General features: G+C 40.3%; 23 protein-coding genes and 1 riboswitch. Of the genes, 17 read left to right on the top strand and 6 right to left on the bottom strand.

What is annotated here, in order from left to right; translation table 11 throughout:
- The first annotated feature begins 95 nt into the window (after positions 1-95).
- The 3 genes from PCY06_RS03965 to PCY06_RS03955 are packed head-to-tail and all read left to right on the top strand — an operon-like array spanning position 96 to position 1,870.
- On the top strand, positions 96-653 hold the full coding sequence (locus PCY06_RS03965) for a TetR/AcrR family transcriptional regulator (protein ID WP_004193252.1): 558 nt from the start codon (positions 96-98) through the stop codon (positions 651-653).
- Positions 646-1,224 carry an NAD(P)H-dependent oxidoreductase gene (locus tag PCY06_RS03960; protein ID WP_008809603.1) on the top strand — a complete coding sequence of 193 codons (579 nt, stop codon included), beginning with the start codon at positions 646-648 and terminating at the stop codon, positions 1,222-1,224. The genes PCY06_RS03965 and PCY06_RS03960 overlap by 8 nt, the downstream gene beginning before the upstream one ends.
- Before the next feature lie 13 nt (positions 1,225-1,237).
- Positions 1,238-1,870, top strand: a complete 633-nt coding sequence (locus PCY06_RS03955) for a GNAT family N-acetyltransferase (protein WP_082307415.1) — start codon at positions 1,238-1,240, stop codon at positions 1,868-1,870.
- Positions 1,871-2,057: 187 nt separating this feature from the next.
- Here PCY06_RS03955 and PCY06_RS03950 read toward each other — a convergent pair whose 3' ends face one another.
- The 4 genes from PCY06_RS03950 to PCY06_RS03935 all read right to left on the bottom strand — a co-directional run bounded on the left by PCY06_RS03950 (position 2,058) and on the right by PCY06_RS03935 (position 5,328).
- Positions 2,058-2,420 carry a DUF956 family protein gene (locus tag PCY06_RS03950; protein ID WP_002908911.1) on the bottom strand — a complete coding sequence of 121 codons (363 nt, stop codon included), beginning with the start codon at positions 2,418-2,420 and terminating at the stop codon, positions 2,058-2,060.
- Positions 2,421-2,490: 70 nt separating this feature from the next.
- Positions 2,491-3,402 (bottom strand): PTS system mannose/fructose/sorbose family transporter subunit IID, encoded by a 912-nt coding sequence (locus PCY06_RS03945; protein WP_008809602.1) that lies wholly within the window; start codon positions 3,400-3,402, stop codon positions 2,491-2,493.
- Between the two features lie 17 nt (positions 3,403-3,419).
- Positions 3,420-4,220, bottom strand: a complete 801-nt coding sequence (locus PCY06_RS03940; protein WP_061596018.1) for a PTS mannose/fructose/sorbose transporter subunit IIC — start codon at positions 4,218-4,220, stop codon at positions 3,420-3,422.
- Positions 4,221-4,338: 118 nt separating this feature from the next.
- A complete protein-coding gene (locus tag PCY06_RS03935) occupies positions 4,339-5,328 on the bottom strand; it encodes a PTS sugar transporter subunit IIB (RefSeq protein ID WP_082307416.1) in 990 nt (329 codons plus the stop codon).
- A gap of 340 nt (positions 5,329-5,668) precedes the next feature.
- Between PCY06_RS03935 and PCY06_RS03930 the strand changes: the two genes are divergently transcribed.
- From PCY06_RS03930 to yidD, 11 genes are all read left to right on the top strand, one after another.
- The gene (locus PCY06_RS03930) at positions 5,669-6,919 is read left to right on the top strand and encodes a diaminopimelate decarboxylase (RefSeq protein WP_082307789.1); all 1,251 of its coding nucleotides are present in this window, start codon (positions 5,669-5,671) and stop codon (positions 6,917-6,919) included.
- A gap of 54 nt (positions 6,920-6,973) precedes the next feature.
- Positions 6,974-7,222, top strand: a complete 249-nt coding sequence (locus PCY06_RS03925; protein WP_008809598.1) for a YneF family protein — start codon at positions 6,974-6,976, stop codon at positions 7,220-7,222.
- A 71-nt stretch (positions 7,223-7,293) separates the two neighbouring features.
- Positions 7,294-8,088 (top strand): glutamate racemase, encoded by a 795-nt coding sequence (racE, locus tag PCY06_RS03920; RefSeq protein ID WP_082307417.1) that lies wholly within the window; start codon positions 7,294-7,296, stop codon positions 8,086-8,088.
- A complete protein-coding gene (locus tag PCY06_RS03915) occupies positions 8,085-9,062 on the top strand; it encodes a nucleoside-triphosphate diphosphatase (RefSeq protein ID WP_082307418.1) in 978 nt (325 codons plus the stop codon). Before racE ends, PCY06_RS03915 begins: the two co-directional genes overlap by 4 nt.
- The gene (locus PCY06_RS03910) at positions 9,038-9,559 is read left to right on the top strand and encodes a metallophosphoesterase (protein WP_082307419.1); all 522 of its coding nucleotides are present in this window, start codon (positions 9,038-9,040) and stop codon (positions 9,557-9,559) included. The genes PCY06_RS03915 and PCY06_RS03910 overlap by 25 nt, the downstream gene beginning before the upstream one ends.
- The gene (gene cbpB, locus PCY06_RS03905) at positions 9,556-10,017 is read left to right on the top strand and encodes a cyclic-di-AMP-binding protein CbpB (RefSeq protein ID WP_045773076.1); all 462 of its coding nucleotides are present in this window, start codon (positions 9,556-9,558) and stop codon (positions 10,015-10,017) included. The genes PCY06_RS03910 and cbpB overlap by 4 nt, the downstream gene beginning before the upstream one ends.
- Complete coding sequence (xerD, locus tag PCY06_RS03900; RefSeq protein ID WP_082307420.1) at positions 10,014-10,742, top strand: site-specific tyrosine recombinase XerD; 729 nt, start codon at positions 10,014-10,016, stop codon at positions 10,740-10,742. The genes cbpB and xerD overlap by 4 nt, the downstream gene beginning before the upstream one ends.
- Complete coding sequence (locus PCY06_RS03895; protein ID WP_008809592.1) at positions 10,742-11,443, top strand: segregation/condensation protein A; 702 nt, start codon at positions 10,742-10,744, stop codon at positions 11,441-11,443. Before xerD ends, PCY06_RS03895 begins: the two co-directional genes overlap by 1 nt.
- A gap of 2 nt (positions 11,444-11,445) precedes the next feature.
- Complete coding sequence (scpB, locus tag PCY06_RS03890) at positions 11,446-12,012, top strand: SMC-Scp complex subunit ScpB (RefSeq protein WP_045504094.1); 567 nt, start codon at positions 11,446-11,448, stop codon at positions 12,010-12,012.
- Between the two features lie 36 nt (positions 12,013-12,048).
- A complete protein-coding gene (locus PCY06_RS03885; protein ID WP_045773079.1) occupies positions 12,049-12,777 on the top strand; it encodes a pseudouridine synthase in 729 nt (242 codons plus the stop codon).
- The gene (yidD, locus tag PCY06_RS03880; protein ID WP_082307421.1) at positions 12,774-13,028 is read left to right on the top strand and encodes a membrane protein insertion efficiency factor YidD; all 255 of its coding nucleotides are present in this window, start codon (positions 12,774-12,776) and stop codon (positions 13,026-13,028) included. The genes PCY06_RS03885 and yidD overlap by 4 nt, the downstream gene beginning before the upstream one ends.
- 368 nt (positions 13,029-13,396) lie before the next feature.
- On the opposite strand, the gene PCY06_RS03875 is transcribed toward yidD, so the two are convergent.
- Both PCY06_RS03875 and trkA read right to left on the bottom strand, forming a co-directional pair.
- Positions 13,397-14,839: a TrkH family potassium uptake protein gene (locus PCY06_RS03875; RefSeq protein ID WP_082307423.1), complete on the bottom strand. Its 1,443-nt coding sequence runs from the start codon at positions 14,837-14,839 to the stop codon at positions 13,397-13,399.
- A gap of 4 nt (positions 14,840-14,843) precedes the next feature.
- Positions 14,844-16,193, bottom strand: coding sequence for a Trk system potassium transporter TrkA (gene trkA, locus PCY06_RS03870; protein WP_048777593.1), 1,350 nt, complete (start codon positions 16,191-16,193; stop codon positions 14,844-14,846).
- A gap of 360 nt (positions 16,194-16,553) precedes the next feature.
- Between trkA and PCY06_RS03865 the strand changes: the two genes are divergently transcribed.
- From PCY06_RS03865 to PCY06_RS03855, 3 genes are all read left to right on the top strand, one after another.
- Complete coding sequence (locus PCY06_RS03865) at positions 16,554-17,060, top strand: tRNA (cytidine(34)-2'-O)-methyltransferase (protein ID WP_082307424.1); 507 nt, start codon at positions 16,554-16,556, stop codon at positions 17,058-17,060.
- A 55-nt stretch (positions 17,061-17,115) separates the two neighbouring features.
- A riboswitch (FMN riboswitch) is annotated at positions 17,116-17,266 on the top strand.
- A 131-nt stretch (positions 17,267-17,397) separates the two neighbouring features.
- Positions 17,398-17,955, top strand: coding sequence for an ECF transporter S component (locus PCY06_RS03860; RefSeq protein ID WP_082307425.1), 558 nt, complete (start codon positions 17,398-17,400; stop codon positions 17,953-17,955).
- Entirely contained in the window at positions 17,945-18,595 is a 651-nt protein-coding gene (locus PCY06_RS03855; protein ID WP_082307426.1) for a phosphatase PAP2 family protein, read from the top strand. Before PCY06_RS03860 ends, PCY06_RS03855 begins: the two co-directional genes overlap by 11 nt.
- The last annotated feature ends 19 nt before the right edge of the window (positions 18,596-18,614 follow it).

The raw sequence follows: 18,614 nt of genomic DNA, 5'->3' as shown, positions 1-18,614 counted from the left end.
GAAAATGTAAATCCCAGGATGGGAAAAATCTTGACAGAAAAAGATAACTATGTTATCTTTAGATAGGGGTAATACAGTTATCCAAAGGAGTTCTTATGGTAAAACAAACAACGCGTGACCGTATGATTGAAAAGGCAAGCCAGCTTATCAGAGAGTATGGCTATCAGAATATCCCCCTAAGGAAACTGGCATCTCTGCTGGGGGTTACGACTGGTGCTTTCTACAAGGCTTTTGAGAATAAGGAGGAACTTTACTATCAGGTCTGTCTTTTGGAAAACCAGAAGCAGCTTAAGCGTTTAGAGGAGCAGTATCTAGATGGAGTCTCTGATCCTCTGGATTGCATTTGGCAGATAGGACTCTTTCTTTTATCGGAATACAAGACCAACAGTCAGATAATGGATTTTCTCTTTTTCAGCCCTGTAGCGACAGAGGCTTACCGGAAAGGTGAGCTTCTGGAAATCGGGAATAAGACAGTGGTTTATCTGGATCAGCTGCCTATTGAGAGTCAGAAAGAGAAAAAGATTCTCTTGCTCAAGCTGGACACCTTCATCACAGGCTATGGTCATTTTATTGCCAAAGGCTTGGAGCCTTTTGATGAGGAAGTCTATCGCTCAATGTTCAATGATTTACTAGGAGGTTACAAACATGATTAAAAATCTCATTGTTTATGCACATCCCTATGAGAAAAGCTTTAACCATGCTATTTTAGAGCAGGTTCAAGATTTGTTGGAGAAGAAAGGTCAGACCTATGAATTGATCGATCTCTATGAGGATGGTTTTAATCCAGTCTATACCAAGGAAGAGCTAGCACTTTTTAATAAAGGGCAGGCACTTGACCCACTGGTTTTAAAATATCAGGAAGCTCTTGCGTCCTGTGACCGCCTTATCATGATTTTTCCTATCTGGTGGGCGGATATGCCAGCTATTGTCAAGGGCTTTGAAGATAAGGTCTTTTTGAAAAATAAGATTTACGAGGAGAGCAAAACTCGCCAGTTAGTTGGTCGTCTGACCAATATTAAAGAGGTGTTGGCTATTACTACCTCTGCAGCACCGACCTTCTATCTTAAGTATTTCTGTGGTGACGTCGTCAAGAAAGCCATGTTGGGCCATACCTTTAAGTCTATCGGTGCTAGACAGCGCCGTTGGTTGAATTTCGGGAATATTTCTCAGTCTACAGCTGAAAAACGTCAAGATTTTTTAGAAAAATTGGCAGAAAAGATTTGAAGAGGTAGCTATCATGATTCGTTTTCGAAGAGCAGATGAACGAGATCTTGCTGCTGCGGTCTCGGTTTTAACTGCTGCTTTTGCTGTGCATGAGATCTACAGAGAAAAATTTCGTCCTCTCTTTGGCAGTAGCCAGTCTTATATTGATTTTCTAAATAGATTGCATGCAGTTATGGTTAAGGCAGCGATGCGTCATCATATTTGTCTGCTTGCTGAAGTGGACGGGCGTCTTATGGGGGTCGCTACTATTCATAAGCTCGGTAATCATCCTGTCGGTATGCTTTCCTTTTTGCGGGCAGGAGCATGGAGGATGTGGCAATATATTCCTCAGCTTTTAGCTTTTCAAAAAGTCTTTGGGGAGGGCAGTAAAGAAGCTAAAAAAAGGGGTAGTTCAACTCTTTATCTTGAATTGCTGGGGGTGCTACCTGATTATCAAGGACAGGGAGTTGGCGGTCTTTTTATCTCAAAGGGACTTGAGTTGCTTGCAAAAGAAGAGAAATGCCAGCGGCTTACTTTAATTACTCATACAGAAAGCAACTGTCGTTTTTACAAAAAGAACGGATTTAAACAACTAGATGTCCGTGATGTTGAAGGTGTCAAGACATGGACTTTTGAGAAAAAAATAGCTGATGTTTATACTTTTTGAAGATCTAATGATGCGGTCTTGCATTGATAATGTCAGCTTACTCCACCCCATCATTTCAAAGGGCTGAAATAGTGCATTCTCAAACCTGTTTCACTTTTCAATTTTTTGTGCTAGCTCCATTTTGCTGATATAAGCAACTTTTGTCTTAGTCGAAAATATAAAAAATAAGGTTGAAACTTTTTCAACCCTATTTTTTCTTCTTAAAGATTCCAGCAATTTTTTGTAACAGAGTCGGCAATCTAACCACCTTGTCGTTGCCGATATGCTCCCGAGCAATTTTGAGAATCTTACCAGAGTCTTTGGAGGCAAAGAGAAATTTTCCTTTGTCAGTCCAGATTTCAAAGTGGCGGCTGACTTTCTTGCCAGAAACATTGGCGCCGATAGCAGTGATGCTAGTCCAAGGCAGCTGAATATAATCTTCTACATTGGCATCAGCATAAAACTCAAGAGCTGTCTCGCCGATTAAAAATTTCCCAACCTTACCGCCTAATCCAAGATAGGAAACGCCAGTGGTATTAAATTCAACTGTTTTGTTTTGTGATTGCGCCATAATTGCTCCTTCAAAGTAAATCTCTTTCTATTATACCATAAGAAAAAGAAGGCCGAAACCTTCTTTTTGATTACATAATATTGAAGTAGTGAGCAACAATACCAACAATAAATAATGCAACGATGATAATGATTGGTGAAACTTTTTTCTTCAATAACCACATACAGAGGAATGTTAAGAGTAATCCTAGCAGTCCTGGTATTAAAGAATCAAGTTGACCTTGTAGGGTATTTTGTTTTACTGGTCCAAGGTTTACACCAGGGGCTCTGTTTAATATTTCAACTAATTTCTCTCCGGTTACAGGGCCGTTAGGAATTTCAACATAAGCTTTTGGATCTGTAAGAGTTGTAGATGGCAAGGCAATTTTGAAACCAATGTTGACCCATTGTTTTACAAGAACACCAATGATAAACATACCCAAGATAGAGGCACCTTTGGTAATATCTTGGAGGATACCACCAGACATATCTTTGGTGATTTCAGAACCAGCCTTGTAGCCCAATTCTTGTGTGTACCAGAGGAAAGCCATACGAATTGCATTCCAAAGAACAAAGAAAAGTAGTGGACCGATGATATTTCCTGATGCGGCTAGAGAAGCTCCTAGTGCTCCTAAAATTGGTCGTACAGTAAACCAGAAAACAGGGTCTCCGATACCAGCAAGAGGTCCCATCATACCAATCTTAACCCCTTGGATAGCTGCATCATCAATTGACGCACCGTTTGCTTTTTCTTCTTCAAGTGCAAGTGTTACACCAAGAATAGGAGCTGCAACATATGGGTGAGTGTTGAAGAATTCCAAGTGACGCTCAAGAGCCGCAGCCTGGTCTTCCTTTTTAGTGTACAATCTTTTAATTGCTGGGATTAGTGAATAAGCCCAACCCAAGTTTTGCATGCGTTCATAGTTCCAAGAACCTTGTAAGAAAGTAGAACGCCACCAAACTTTTTGACGATCTGATTTTGTTAATTGCAGTTTTTCAGTCATGATTCGTTTCTCCTTTCTTAGTAGTCCTCTAAAATATCGCCGATTGGGTCGTTAGATGAAGCGACTGCTCCACCACCATTTCCACCTTTCTTAGAAAGGTTAATGTAAATAAGAGCAAGTGCAACACCGATTGTACCAAAAGCGATGAGAGATAAACCACTAACAGCAGCAAGAGCGAAACCAATAGCGAAGAAAGGCCATACTTCACGGGTTGCCATCATGTTGATAACCATAGCATAACCGACAGCTACGACCATGCTACCGCCTACTTCCATCCCTTCTTTGAGCCAAACTGGCATTGATTGAAGAGCAGCTTTTACTGATTCTGCAGGAATCAAAAGTAAAAGAATAGCAGGGACTGCAATACGTAACCCTTGGAGGAGGAGGGCAGTATAATGTGCTCTTTCAACACCACGAATATCTCCTTTTTTAGCAGCAGAATCAGCACCATGAACTAGGGCAACTGAAGCAGTACGGACAATCATGGTCAAAAAGAGACCAGCTACTGCAAGAGGAATAGCTGTGGCTGTAGCTACTGAGATATCATCTTTTGCACCACCACTCTGCACTAAAATAATTGCAGATGCCACGGATGCAAGAGCTACATCGGGAGCTACAGCAGCACCGATATTTGCCCAACCAAGAGCGATTAGCTGAAGTGAACCACCTAGCATAACACCGACAGTTAGGTTACCTGTTACCAAACCAATCAAAGTACATGCAACAATTGGTTGGTGGAATTGGAATTGGTCCAAGATACCTTCAAGACCAGCAAGGAAGGCAACAAAGACCACTAAAACCATAGAAATAATAGACATGATTTATAATTATCCTTTCATGAGATATGAGGACGTAAAATAGTCAGGCAAGACCTAGAAAGAACTGAGAGGTGTAGTTTTGCTAAACTATCCGTCCAAATTTTATTCAATTAATGTATTATTGAACGTTTGCTTTTTCAATTAAGTCAAACAAATCTTTCTTAGAGTCATTTGGTACTTTACGCACGTCAAATTCAACGCCAAGGTCACGAAGCTTTTCGTAAGTAGCCACATCGTCCTTGTCCATTGATAGTACGTTGTTAACCATTGTTTTACCTGTCGAGTGAGCCATAGAACCTACATTGAGAGTCTTGATTGGCACACCGCCTTCAATAGCACGAAGAGCATCTTGAGGAGTTTCAAACAGGATCAAAGCATGAGTATTACCAAAGCGTGGGTCTTTTGAAACAGCAATCAGTTTGTCGATAGGCACAACGTTTGCTTTCACATTACCTGGTGCAGCTTGTTTGATTAACTCTTTGCGGAGTTCATCCTTAGCTACTGAGTCAGAAGCTACGATAATACGGTCTGCTTTTGAATCTGGTGTCCAAGCAGTTGCGACTTGTCCATGAAGCAAACGTGTATCGATACGCGCTAGATTGATTTTGAGCTTACCATCACCGATAACAGTACCTTCTGGAATAGCAGCTTGAGCAGTTGCTGCAACAGGAGCGCTTGCAACTTCTTCTGCTGGATTCAATTCTTCAGGCAGAGCTTTTACACCTTCTTTAGCTTCTTTGATGATATTAGCTACGACTGCATCAACACCAGCATTAGCATCCATCATTCTTTCTGTATATGCTTGAATCAACATTGGCAGATTCAAACCTGTAATAATAGCGAACTTGCGCTCTGGATTTTCACCCATTACACGGCTAGCTTGGTTGAATGGAGAACCGCTCCAAAGGTCAGCCAAGACTAAGACTTCATCGTCCGCATCAAACTGTGCCACAGCGTTATTGAATTTAGCATACAAATCATCAGGGCCTTCATTTGGCATAAAAGTAACAACTTGTACTTTTTCTTGTTCGCCAAAAATCATAGAACCTGATTGATGAATGCCAGCAGCAAATTCACCATGGCTTGCAATAATGATTCCAATACTCATTATTGACATTCCCCCTTATTAAAATGTTTGACCAAACTTTAAGAAAAGTTTAAGACAATCTTATTATAAAACGTTTTCAGAAAAAAAACAAGGGGGAGGCGCCAAAATGAATCAAATTCATTCAAGGAATAAAAGTATTCTAAAATATTGCTACAAGTGCATTTTTTAATATTTAAATAGTAGAAAAATATAAAAATAAAAGACCAGTTTGAAAAAGATCGGTTAATATATGAATGAAGGTGGTAGAAAATGATAGATACGAAGGAGATGTACTGGGGTGGAAAGCTTATGAGATACTTATGGTATAATAGAGTGAATTACAATGAAAGTGTGGCATATTATGAAAACTCCTTTTATCAGTCGTGAAAAGCTAGCCGAGATTACGGAACAGTTTCCAACACCTTTCCATCTATATGACGAGAAGGGGATTCGAGAAAGAGCGCGTGCCCTGCATGAGGCCTTTTCTTGGAATCCAGGTTTTAAAGAGTATTTTGCTGTCAAAGCTACCCCAAATCCTGCTATTTTAAAAATCCTCAAAGAAGAAGGATGCGGGGTGGACTGTGCCAGCTATGTTGAGCTACTCATGAGCCAAAAGCTGGGCTTTACTGGGCAGGATATCATGTTTTCGTCCAATAACACACCAGCTGAGGAATTTCAGTTTGCGCGTGACTTAGGAGCTACTATCAATCTGGATGCCTATGAAGATGTGGCTTTTCTAAAGGAAGCCGCGGGTATTCCAAAGGTTATTTCTTGCCGTTACAACCCTGGCGGTGTCTTTGAGTTAGGAACGAGCATCATGGATAATCCAGAAGAAGCCAAGTTTGGCATGACTAAGGACCAGTTGATTCAGGCTTTCAAAGAGCTCAAGGAGCTGGGAGCTGAGAAGTTTGGGATCCATGCCCTCTTGGCCTCAAATACTGTCAGCAATGACTACTATCCTGAACTGGCCCGTCAGCTTTTTGAGTTGGCTGTAGAAGTAGTTGCTGAAACAGGAGTTGAGCTGGACTTTATCAATCTCTCTGGTGGTGTCGGTATCAATTACCAGCCTGAGGGTGAGGAAAACGACATTGCGGTCATTGGTCAAGGAGTTCGTCAGGCCTATGAAGCTATTCTGACACCTGCTGGTCTAGGACAGGTCAAGATTTATACAGAGCTGGGTCGCTTTATGCTGGCACCTTTTGGCCTACTTGTTACCAAGGTTACCCATAAGAAGCAGACCTATCGAACCTATCTGGGTGTGGATGCCTCAGCGGTTAATCTGTTGCGTCCAGCTATGTACGGTTCTTATCACCACATTACCAATATGGATCAACCTGAGGGTGAGACGGAGATTGTGGATGTTGTCGGTAGTCTCTGCGAGAATAATGATAAATTTGCCATTAATCGTCCGCTGCCTATCAGCCAAATCGGTGATACACTCGTAATTCACGATACAGGTGCCCATGGCTTTTCAATGGGGTATCAGTACAACGCCAAACTTCGTTCCAGCGAAATTCTCTTGGAAGAAGACGGAAATGTTCGTATGATTCGTCGAGCTGAAAGACCAGAAGATTATTTTGCGACTCTCTATGGATTTGACTTTGAAAAATAAAGAAGATTTGGTATAATGAAAGCAACGCAAAAAAGGAAATAGGAGATTTATTTTATGAGTTTATTTTTAGCAATTTTGCTGATTATTCTTGCTTTTGCAGGTGGTGTATTTGCAGGAATGTATATCCTTCGTAAGCAAGTCGAAAAAGAATTTGCTGAAAATCCGCGTTTGAATGTGGAAGCAGTTCGTACTTTGCTTGGAGCAAGTGGACAGCGTCCAAGTGAGGCAAAAGTCCAACAAGTTTATCGCCAAATTATCAACCAACAAAAATCAGCTTTAGCTAACAGCAAAAAGAAAAAATAATCATTTGATTATTAAATATCAAAAGGGGATTTGGGCTGTAGGCCCAATCCCTTATTTAGAAAGAAGATTTTATGGATAATCGACCGATTGGTTTTCTAGATTCCGGAGTGGGCGGTTTGACGGTTGTACGTGAATTGATGCGACAGCTTCCCCACGAAGAAGTCATTTATATCGGGGATTCTGCTCGTGCTCCTTATGGACCTAGGCCGGCTGAGCAAATCAGAGACTATACCTGGCAACTGGTCAATTTTCTTTTGACTAAAGATGTAAAAATGATTGTTATTGCTTGCAATACTGCGACAGCTGTTGTCTGGGAAGAAATTAAAGAAAAACTGGATATCCCAGTTTTAGGAGTGATTTTACCTGGGGCTTCTGCAGCGATTAAGTCAACTCATTCAGGAAAGATTGGAGTGATTGGGACACCAATGACAGTCACTTCAGATATCTATCGCAAGAAAATTGAAGCTTTGTCACCTGAGATGGAGGTTAGTAGCTTGGCTTGTCCTAAGTTTGTCCCTCTAGTTGAGTCAAATGAGCTAACGTCCAGTGTTACAAAAAAAGTTGTCTATGAGACCTTGCTTCCGTTAGCAGGAAAGGTTGACGCGCTTGTTCTGGGTTGTACACATTATCCTCTCCTGAGATCCATTATTCAAAATGTGATGGGACCGGATGTTAAACTGATTGACAGTGGGGCAGAGTGTGTAAGGGATATCTCTGTTCTTTTAAACTACTTTGAAATTAATCGAAGCCGAGAAGAACAGACTTTGCAGCATCGTTTTTATACAACAGCCAGTGCTAAGAGTTTTGCTGAGATTGCTGAACATTGGCTAGGACAGAAGGTAAGCGTGGAGCATATAGATTTATGAGTGAAAAAATATACGAATATAAGGATGACCAAGACTGGTATATCACTAAGTGGAGCGAAACGGAATCTTTTAGTAATTTTTCGCAGGTATCAGCTGAGGCTGGCAAAATTTTAGAAGATTTGCAAGTAGCACTGAATAAGGATGGACATAATTTCCCAATTGAAGTGACGATTTTACGTTACCATTCTGCATATCGCTTATTAGTCTTTTTAGTAGACCTTATCAATGAAGAGGCTAAAAGAAAGTTAGAACTGATCCAGCGTCAAGGGGCTTTACTTGTAGTGGAGTCAGGCCAACTTTTGTATGTCTATATACCTCAAGGCGGAGTTTCATTGACTGATTTTTTGGGAGCTAAAGAAGTCAAGGATACTCTTTTAATTGCTACTCGAAATGAAGGCAAAACGAAAGAGTTTCGAAAGTTATTTGAAAAATTGGGCTACAAGGTTGAGAATCTCAATGACTACCCCGACTTGCCAGAAGTGGCTGAAACAGGAATGACCTTTGAAGAGAATGCTCGGCTTAAGGCAGAAACCATTAGCCAGCTAACCGGTAAAATGGTTTTAGCTGATGATTCGGGTTTACAAGTTGATATTCTTGGAGGACTTCCTGGAGTCTGGTCCGCTCGCTTTGCTGGAGTAGGTGCAACCGATGCGGAGAATAATATTAAGCTCTTGCATGAGTTGGCTATGGTCTTTGAATTAAAGGATCGTGCAGCTCATTTTCATACAACATTGGTCGTGGCCAGTCCTGAAAAAGAAAGTTTAGTAGTAGAGGCTGACTGGCCCGGTTATATCAATTTTGAGCCAAAAGGAGAAAATGGCTTTGGTTATGATCCTCTCTTTTTGGTTGGTGAAACAGGCAAGACATCAGCTGAGCTAACAGTAGAAGAGAAGAATGAGCAATCTCATCGCGCTCAGGCGGTGAAAAAGTTAATGGAGGTATTTCCAGCATGGCAAAGCAAACAATCATTGTAATGAGTGACTCTCATGGTGATCGCTCAATTGTCGAGGAGATAAAAAATTATTACTTAGGTAAGGTAGACGGCATTTTCCACAATGGTGACTCTGAATTGCCAAGCGATGACCCTGTTTGGGAGGGGATTCACGTTGTTGCTGGCAATATGGACTTTTATAGTGGCTATCCAGATCGATTAGTGACCGACTTGAATGGGACTCGTATAGCTCAGGCTCACGGTCATTTATTTCAAATTAACTTTTCTTTTCAAAAGCTAGATTTGTGGGCCCAAGAAGAAAATGCGGATATTTGTCTCTATGGCCACCTACATATTCCGGATGCTTGGATGGAAGGGAAGACTCTCTTTTTAAATCCAGGGTCTATCAGTCAACCCCGTGGTTTGATTACGGAGCGTCTTTATGCTAAGGTCGAAATTGAGGAAGATCGTTTCAGAGTGGATTATTTCACTCGTCAGCATCAACTATACCCAAGTTTGTCAAAGGAGTTTGCTAGATGATAGCCCAGGCATTTGAAGATTATCTTGTGAAACAAGAAGGTGCTTTTCTGACACCTGCTGCAAATTTAGCAGTGTTAGTAGACAGTCACAATGTTGATCACGCCATTTTATTGTTGAGTCAGATGACCTACTCTCGGATTCCAGTTGTGACGGATGAAAAGAAGTTTGTCGGAACCATTTCTCTGACGGATATTATGGCTTATCGGATGCAGCATGATCTTCCAGAAGAAGAATTTATGGCGATGGATATCGTTCACATGACTAGGAAAGATGGTTTAACTGTAGGAGTGAATTACACGATTTCAGAAGTCTTGCATAAATTGATTGATGAGTCCTTCTTGCCTGTGGTAGGAGAAGATCAGCATTTTCATGGAATTATTACGAGAAAGTCGATTCTCAAAGCAGTTAATGCCCTTTTGCATGATTTTTCAAGCAGATATGAGATGAAAGCTAAATGAAAGAAGCAATCGAACAGTTTATACATCAAAAACAGTTATCTAAAAATTCCAGGCTTGCTTATACCTACGATTTAGAACAATTCCTTGAGCAAGTTGGAAAAATAAATGATACCAGTCTGCGCCTCTATCAGTCTTCTTTGCAGCCTTTAAAGCTTTCTGTGCAAAAACGGAAATTATCAGCAGTTAACCAATTTTTGTATTTTCTCTATAATCAGAAATATATAGAACATTACTACAAATTAAGTATTCCCAAGGATCAGAAAGAAAGCTCTTCACAAGGTTCGCTTCTTGATTTATCAGCTTTTTGGCAGGAGAGTCAAGTTCCTCAGGGGCGTTTAATTGCCCTTCTAATTTTAGAAAATGGTCTTTTGCCGAGTGAAATTTTGTCTATAAAAATCACGGATATCCAGTTTGATTTTCAGATTTTGAGTGTTGAGAAAGCAGGGCAAAAGAGGATTGTCCAACTTTCTTCCAAACTGACAGAAGAATTAAGTAGGATGGCTTCAGGAACCTATTTATTTGAAAAAAAGGGAAAACCTTATTCTAGGCAGTGGGCCTTTCGTCAGCTGGAGGCTTTTTTATCAGAAAAAGGGCAGACAGGTTTGTCTGCTCAGAGTTTGAGAGAACAATATATTTTGCGTCAGTTGAAAGATAAGCGAAGCCTACATGATATCGCTCGTGACCTAGGGTTGAAAAGTATTACCACATTAGAAAAATATAGATAATGGATATAAAAATTAAAGATTTTGAGGGACCCCTGGATTTGCTACTCCATTTAGTTTCCAAGTACCAGATGGATATTTATGATGTTCCAATTACAGAGGTTATTGAACAATATCTAGCCTATGTTGCGACCTTGCAGGCCATGCGTCTGGAGGTGGCTGGGGAATATATGGTCATGGCTAGTCAGCTTATGCTCATTAAAAGTCGCAAACTTCTACCTAAAGTAGTGGATGATGCTGACTTAGAGGAAGATTTAGAACATGACCTGTTGAGTCAAATCGAGGAGTATCGTAAATTTAAACTTCTTGGTGAGAAAATGGCGGAGCAGCACGAAGAGCGTGCTCAATATTATTCTAAGCCTAAGATTGAATTAGTTTATGAAGATGCTGAGTTGGTGCATGACCGCTCAGCCATTGATTTGTTTTTGGCCTTTTCTGGCTTATTAGCTAAAAAAAGAGAAGAATTTCGTCATAGTCATACTACCATTGTCAAAGATGAATATAAGATTGAAGACATGATGGATGTGGTCTTGGAACGCTGTAAGAGTCAAAAAAAATTGGCCTTACAGGAGTTATTTACTGAGACCAAGGACATGAACGAGGTCATCACTCTCTTTTTAGCAACCTTGGAATTAGTGAAAGTACAGGAGATTCAATTGCTCCAAGAAGAAAATTTTGGAAGTATCTATCTAATTAGGAAGTAAACATGAGTAAGTTATCAGAAATAGAAGCGCTTCTTTTTGTGGCAGGAGAAGACGGCTTGAAAGTTCGGCAGATTGCTGAAATCTTGTCCATTCCTCCTACAGGAGTTAGCCAAAGTTTAGAAAAATTGGCAGCTAAGTACGAAGCTGATGCTGATTGTAGCCTGGCTTTACTTGAAACGTCGAATACTTATAAATTAGTTACCAAACAAGCTTTTGCAGAACTTTTGCGAGCTTATTCTAAATCGCCGATCAATCAGAGTCTGTCACGCGCTGCTTTAGAAACTCTGTCAATTATTGCTTATAAACAGCCAATCACTCGAGTAGAGATTGATGATATCCGTGGGGTTAATTCTAGCGGGGCGCTTGCTAAGTTATTGGCATTTGAGCTGGTTCGAGAAGATGGTAAAAAGGAGGTCCTTGGTCGTCCTAACCTTTATGTGACAACAGATTATTTCTTAGATTACATGGGAATCAACCATTTGGAAGAATTACCAGTCGTGACAGATACAGAATTGGTAGCAGAAGAAAGCCAATTATTTGGTCAAGCGACCGAATCAGAGTTAGAATAAAATGGCTGAACTGTGTATCTTGTGAAAGGATGAAAGATGAGAATTAATAAATATATTGCCCATGCAGGAGTGGCTAGTCGCCGGAAAGCAGAAGAGCTGATTAAGCAAGGCCTTGTGACAATCAATGGCCAGGTGGTTCGAGAACTGGCAACCTTGGTTAAAACAGGTGACAAAGTCGAAGTAGAAGGGCAGCCTATCTATAATGAGGAAAAGGTCTACTACCTGTTAAATAAGCCTCGTGGAGTCATTTCTAGTGTGACAGATGACAAGGGACGTAAAACGGTGGTAGACTTGTTGCCTCAAGTCAAAGAACGGATTTATCCGGTTGGTCGTCTAGACTGGGATACTTCTGGACTTCTTATCCTGACTAATGATGGCGATTTTACAGATGAGATGATTCATCCACGTAATGAGATCGACAAGGTTTATGTTGCTCGTGTAAAAGGAATCGCCAACAAAGAAAATCTTCGCCCATTGACTCGTGGTGTAGAAATTGATGGTAAAAAGACCAAACCGGCAGTTTATGAAATCATAAAAGTCGATCCTGTCAAAAATCGGTCTGTCGTTCAGCTGACCATCCATGAGGGTCGAAATCATCAAGTGAAGAAGATGTTCCAAGCGGTCGGCTTAGAGGTAGACAAGCTGTCTCGGACGCGCTTCGGACATTTGGATCTGACAGGACTTCGGCCGGGTGAATCCAGACGCCTTAATAAAAAAGAAATTAGCCAGCTTCATAATTTGGCTATCACAAAGGCTGGAAAATGATAAAAAAGCTTCTAATCGCTCCGGTTCGATTTTACCAACGTTTTATTTCACCTGCTTTTCCACCCTCCTGTCGTTTTCGGCCCACCTGCTCTAATTATATGATTGAGGCTATACAGAAGCATGGAGCCAAAGGTGTCCTGATGGGCTTAGCACGAATTTTCCGTTGCCATCCTTGGTCTCAGTCGGGAGAAGACCCCGTACCAGACCATTTCAGCCTGAAAAGAAACGATACAAGAAAAGACTCTCACTAGATACGTATAGTTCTTTATCTCTAATCGAAAGGCTCACCATTTTCTCTAGTGCTTTTAACCACTAGAGAAAATAGTGAGCCTTCATTATGAAAAAAATAAGCCACATAGAGAGGCTGGGCATAGGGCTCCAGCCTCTTTGTTTTTTTATAGGCGAAGTTGGGAAACCTATCTTGAGTAGGAGCTTCGTCTAGGTCCTCTAGGAAACTTTTTGATGATGGAGAATTTGTTTTCATTATCGTTTTACCAGGCCTATTCTTTGCAATCAAAAAGCTCTCTCATGTCTATAGTTGTTGATCCACTACAGGAATGAGAGAGCTAACATTATTTAGTAAGACTTTTTTGATAGACCGGTATTCCCTGAATGAGTCCTATCTTCTAGACCAAGTTTTGGGTAGGAAGAGCAGGAGCATTGGATAGATTTCCAGGCGTCCAGCAATCATAGCCAAGGATAAAAGGAATTTAGAAAGGGGACTGAAAATAGAAAAACTCTCAGTTGTTCCGATCATCGGTCCGATGTTATTAAAACAGCTTAGTACTCCACTGACAACGGTCATAAAATTGTTATTATCAAAGCTAACAATAAAAATAAGTGCTGCAATGGTCATCATATAGACAACCATGTACTTTAAGACCTTGTGCTGGGTATCTTTATCTAGTACATTTCCGTTGACATGCAACGTCAATACCCGATTTGGAGAAAGTGTTGATAGAATCTGATTTTTTGCAATCCTTGCCAAAATCATACAACGAATGACTTTAAATCCTCCGGCGGTAGAACCTGCAGACCCTCCGATACACATTAAAAGCAAGAGGATAAACTGTGAAAAGAGAGGCCAATCAACAGTGTTTCCAAAACCAAAACCTGTTGTAGTGATGGTGTTGGAGACTTGGAAGAATGACATTTCCAAGCTGTCAGCAATATTCCCATGGAAAATATGGAGAATATTGAAGGTGATGAGGAGAGTAGAAACCCCAACGATTGTCAAGTAACCTTTTAGTTCTTCATCCGCAAAGAAAGCCTTGAATTTTCTGATCAGGAAGAAATAGTAAAGGTTAAAGTTGACCCCAAAAGTCAAGACTCCAAAGCTAACCAGATAGGTAATCAGTGGACTGTTATAGTGGGCAATACCGTCATTATAAACGGTGAATCCACCTGTACCAGCTGTTCCCATACCAATAATGAAACTGTCAAATAAAGGCATTCCTGCTAGGAAATAAAGAAAAGTGAAAATAGCAAAAAGGGCCAAGTAGATGATGTAGAGAATCTGGGCAGTGTCTTTAAGTTTGGAGACGACCTTGCCAAAGACAGGACCTGGCACTTCAGCCTTCATGACTTCCAAGTGACCGTTCTTGGCATTATCCATAATAGCTAAGGCAAAGACCAACACTCCCATACCACCAATTAAGTGGGTAAAACTACGCCAGAAAAGTAGAGAGTGGGAGAGGACACCAACATCGTTGAGAATAGTGGCACCAGTTGTGGTAAATCCTGAGCTAACTTCAAAGAAAGCATCAATAATATTTGGAATTTGTCCAGAAAAGACAAAAGGTAGAGCCCCAAAGAAGGACCAAAGAATCCAACAGAGAGCAACAATCAAGACGCCTTCCTTAGCGTAGATGTGAGCGTCTTTGGGTTTAAAGAAAATACCAACTCCACCTAAAATTAGTAAAATACCGATTGTACAGCCTAAAGATAGAAAGACTTTAGCTGGCTCCTGATAGATGACAGCTATGACAACTGGCACTAAAAGCAGGCAGGCCTCAATCAGTAACAACTTAGAGAGAAGATAACGAATCATGGATTTATTCATCTGATTACTCCTCTAACAAGTCATAAATTTTGGTGATGTTTTGCAATAAGGTTGTGACAAGAATTTTGTCTCCAGCCTTAATTTGATCGTCACCAGTTGGGAAGATGGCTTTTCCTTGACGGATGATAGCTGCCAAAAGAACTCCTTTTTTCAGTTTCAGCTGAGACAAAGGTCGATTTGTCATCTTATTCTCTTCTTTAATCTGGAATTGCAGAGTTTCAATGCGACCGTTAGCAACATGGTGCAAGGCCTCTAAACTAGAAAATTGTGCATTGTAGCGACCGCGGATAAAGTGCATAATGGTATCTACAGCAATTCCTTTTGGTGTAACGATACTAGCAAAATCTTGACTATCAATAATTTCTAGTAGACTCGTTCGATTGATTTTTGTAATATTTTTTTGAACACCGATGCTGTTTAGGAACATAGACGCAATAATATTTTCTTCATCGACACCTGTAAGAGTAGCAACAGCATCATAATTTGGCGCACTTTCTTCTAAAAGAATATCTTTGGCAGTACCATCACCATGAACAACGTAAATATCAGGAAATTCCTGACTGAACCATTCAGCTCTTTGACGATTAATTTCTAAGACTTTAAGATCAATTTTACTATCTTTCAGAATGTTTAAAAGATAGTAGGCGATCTTACCGGCTCCGATAATCAGCAAGCTTTTGATAACACGTGGGCGGATGTAATGGTGGAAAGCCATGATTTCTGAGCGATTACCGGTCATGAATATCTTATCGTTTGCCTGGATTCTGACATCTCCATCAGGAATAGTCAGTTCATTATTCCGTTCAATAGCGCAGATAATGACATTTCCATATTGTTTCCGGAAGTCAGAAATAGTTGTCTGACACAAGGGACTATTTTCCTTTACCTTGAATTCCATCAGAGCAACCCGTCCATTGGCAAAATGCTCAAAAGATAGGGCATTAGGGAAGTCAATAATATTGGCAATCGAGCGTGCAGCCAATTGTTCGGGATTGACAACTAAAGAGAAGCCAAGAATATTTTTTTCCTTAAAGAAAGGATTAGAATATTCAGGATTGCGGACGCGGACAACAGTTTCTTTAGCTCCCATTTTCTTTGCTAAAACTGCGGAAACCATATTGACTTCGTCTTGTTCAGTCATAGAGATAAAAATATCGCAAGATTCAATATTTGCTTGCTCTAAAACTTTAAAATTAGCTCCATTTCCTAGAATACCAATAATATCGTAACGTTTGGTCAAGTGGTTGAGAACAGCCTCATCCTGCTCGATAAGAACCACATCATGATTCTCAGCAACAAGCGAGCGGCAAAGGGCGCTTCCGACTTTACCACCACCAACAAGAATAATCTTCATCTTATACCTCCGAGATATGTATCTATCATACTCTATTTTGCAAAAAATTTCATCTCTTTGCTTCAATGTAGTGGTTTTGCCTGGAATAAGAGAGGATTTTTTCTAGTTGTTCCTCTATCTGTTTGAGAAATTAAAGCTCTCTTTTTATATAATTTAGAAAAAATAAAAAAATCGTTCATTTTCAAGCTCTTTAAGTTGACATGTCAAAGGAAAATGATATACTAGAAAAGTGCTATCATTGATTTACCTCAAACCTGTTGTGATGTAAGTTAATGAAGCTTTAACCACGCTGTTTGCTGAGCTTGACTCCGGGCAGTGTGGCTATTTTTTTATACAAATGACGACTAGGAAAAGAGAAAGATGTTAGAAAATCACATTGTACTATTTGAACCTCAAATCCCACAAAATACTGGAAATATCGCTCGGACTTGTGCAGCAACAAATGCTCCCTTGCATATTATTAAGCCTATGGGCTTCCCTATTGATGACCGTAAGATGAAGCGAGCTGGTCTGGATTATTGGGATAAGCTGGATATTAGTTATTATGAGAGTCTGGAAGACTTTATGGAAAAAATGGATGGCCAGCTTTACTTGGTTTCAAAGTTCGCTGAAAAGGTCTATTCTGAAGAGGATTTTTCCAAGGAGGGCAAACATTATTTTATGTTTGGTCGTGAAGACAAAGGCCTGCCAGAAGCATTTATGCGTCAGCACCCAGAAAAAGCTCTACGTATTCCCATGAATGATCAGCATGTCAGAAGCCTTAATGTTTCAAATACAGTCTGTATGATTGTTTATGAAGCCCTGCGTCAGCAGAATTTTGTTGGCCTTGAACTGGTACATGAGTATGAAGCGGATAAGCTGAAATAATTTGTATTACATCAAACAAGGAACTTGCTATTGCTGGTTCTTTTTGGTATCATAAAAGAGTCTTCAGGGCAGGGTGAGATTCCCGACCGGCGGTAATTTTTGGACTGGAAATGTTTTTTCCTCAATGCCAAATCAAGTCCGCGAGCGCAAGCTGATGTGGTGAAATTCCACAACCGACAGTATAGTCTGGATGGGAGAAGACGAAGGGCATTGGATTTATTTTGCCATTTAATCTTTATTTAAGGGCTGAGCCTTATACTAAATAATCATTAGCTGACAAGCTTTTTTCGGTAGCCTTTCCAGCTTCTCTAATTTTTATAAATTGGAGGAACCTGTGATGACAAATACTCGTAAATTGGCGATTGTAGCAGTTTTATCTGCACTTTCATTTCTACTCATGCTTTATGAGATTCCTTTGATAACCGAGTTCTTAAAGTTGGATTTTTCAATCATTCCGATTTTACTGGCTTTGGTAGTCTTGGATTTCAAAAGCTCAATGGCAGTACTCTTGATTCGCTCGGCCTTAAAGCTAGCTTTGAATAATCATGGTATAGGCACTCTTATTGGTCTCCCCATGAATATATTGGCGGTAACTGCTTTTGTTTCTGCTTTTGCACTCTTATGGAAAAAGAGGAAGAGCTTGTCTGACTATGTGAAGGCCTCTCTGGTGGCAACGCTTGGTCTAACCGTCACTATGATTGTTTTAAATGTCATTTATGCAGTTCCACTCTTTGCGAGATTTGCTAATTTTGATATTAATAAAACATATGGTATGTCCAAGTATCTGCTGACTATGATTGTCCCTTTTAATCTATTAGAAGGAGTGATCTGGGCTGTTGTCTTTTGGCTAATTTACACACTTTTACAGCCTGTTCTAAAACGCTATGAAAAATAAACAATCTTATCTAACAAAGGGCACTTTTGCCCTTTTACTTTTCGTTATACTCGGTTATATGGTCAAATTTTATCCTGACCAGCTGACTCATTTTGATAACCCCATTCAGACCTGGTTGCGGGGAGATTTACCTGTAGCTTTGACAACTTTTTTCAAACTTGTAACCAGTGTGATTGATCCGATGGGGATTATCATCTGGGTTTCAGCTCTTGTCCTTTTTTTCCTGTATAAAAAATGGAAATTAGAAGCCGCTTTACTAGCAGGAAATCTGGTCTTACATGGGATTTTAATCAAGTTGATCAAATTTGTTTACCAAAGAAGTCGGCCCTCTATCACACATCTGGTTGAAGAAGGAGGTTATTCTTTCCCGAGCGGGCATGCCATGGCGACAGCCATTGTACTTGGGACCTTGATTATCATTGTTCAGCAACGGGTTCAGAACCAGCATATTAAGCGCTTGGTACAAGCTTTGCTCCTACTCTATATTTTCACTGTTATGGCCTCCAGAGTCTATCTGGGCGTGCACTATCCGACAGATGTAATGGGAGGAGCTTTGATGGGATTTGCCATTCTTAATATTGAATTTCCCTTTTATGACAAGCTACGCTTTCAGTGGCGTTTCAAAGGGAAGCAGAAATAAATAGAGATGAGGAAGGTTG

Source organism: Streptococcus sp. SG1, from assembly GCF_030439935.1.
In the GTDB taxonomy this organism is placed as follows: Bacteria; Bacillota; Bacilli; order Lactobacillales; family Streptococcaceae; genus Streptococcus; species Streptococcus gordonii.
Note: the sequence above shows the minus strand (reverse complement) of the source record. Positions and strands in the feature narration are given on the sequence as shown.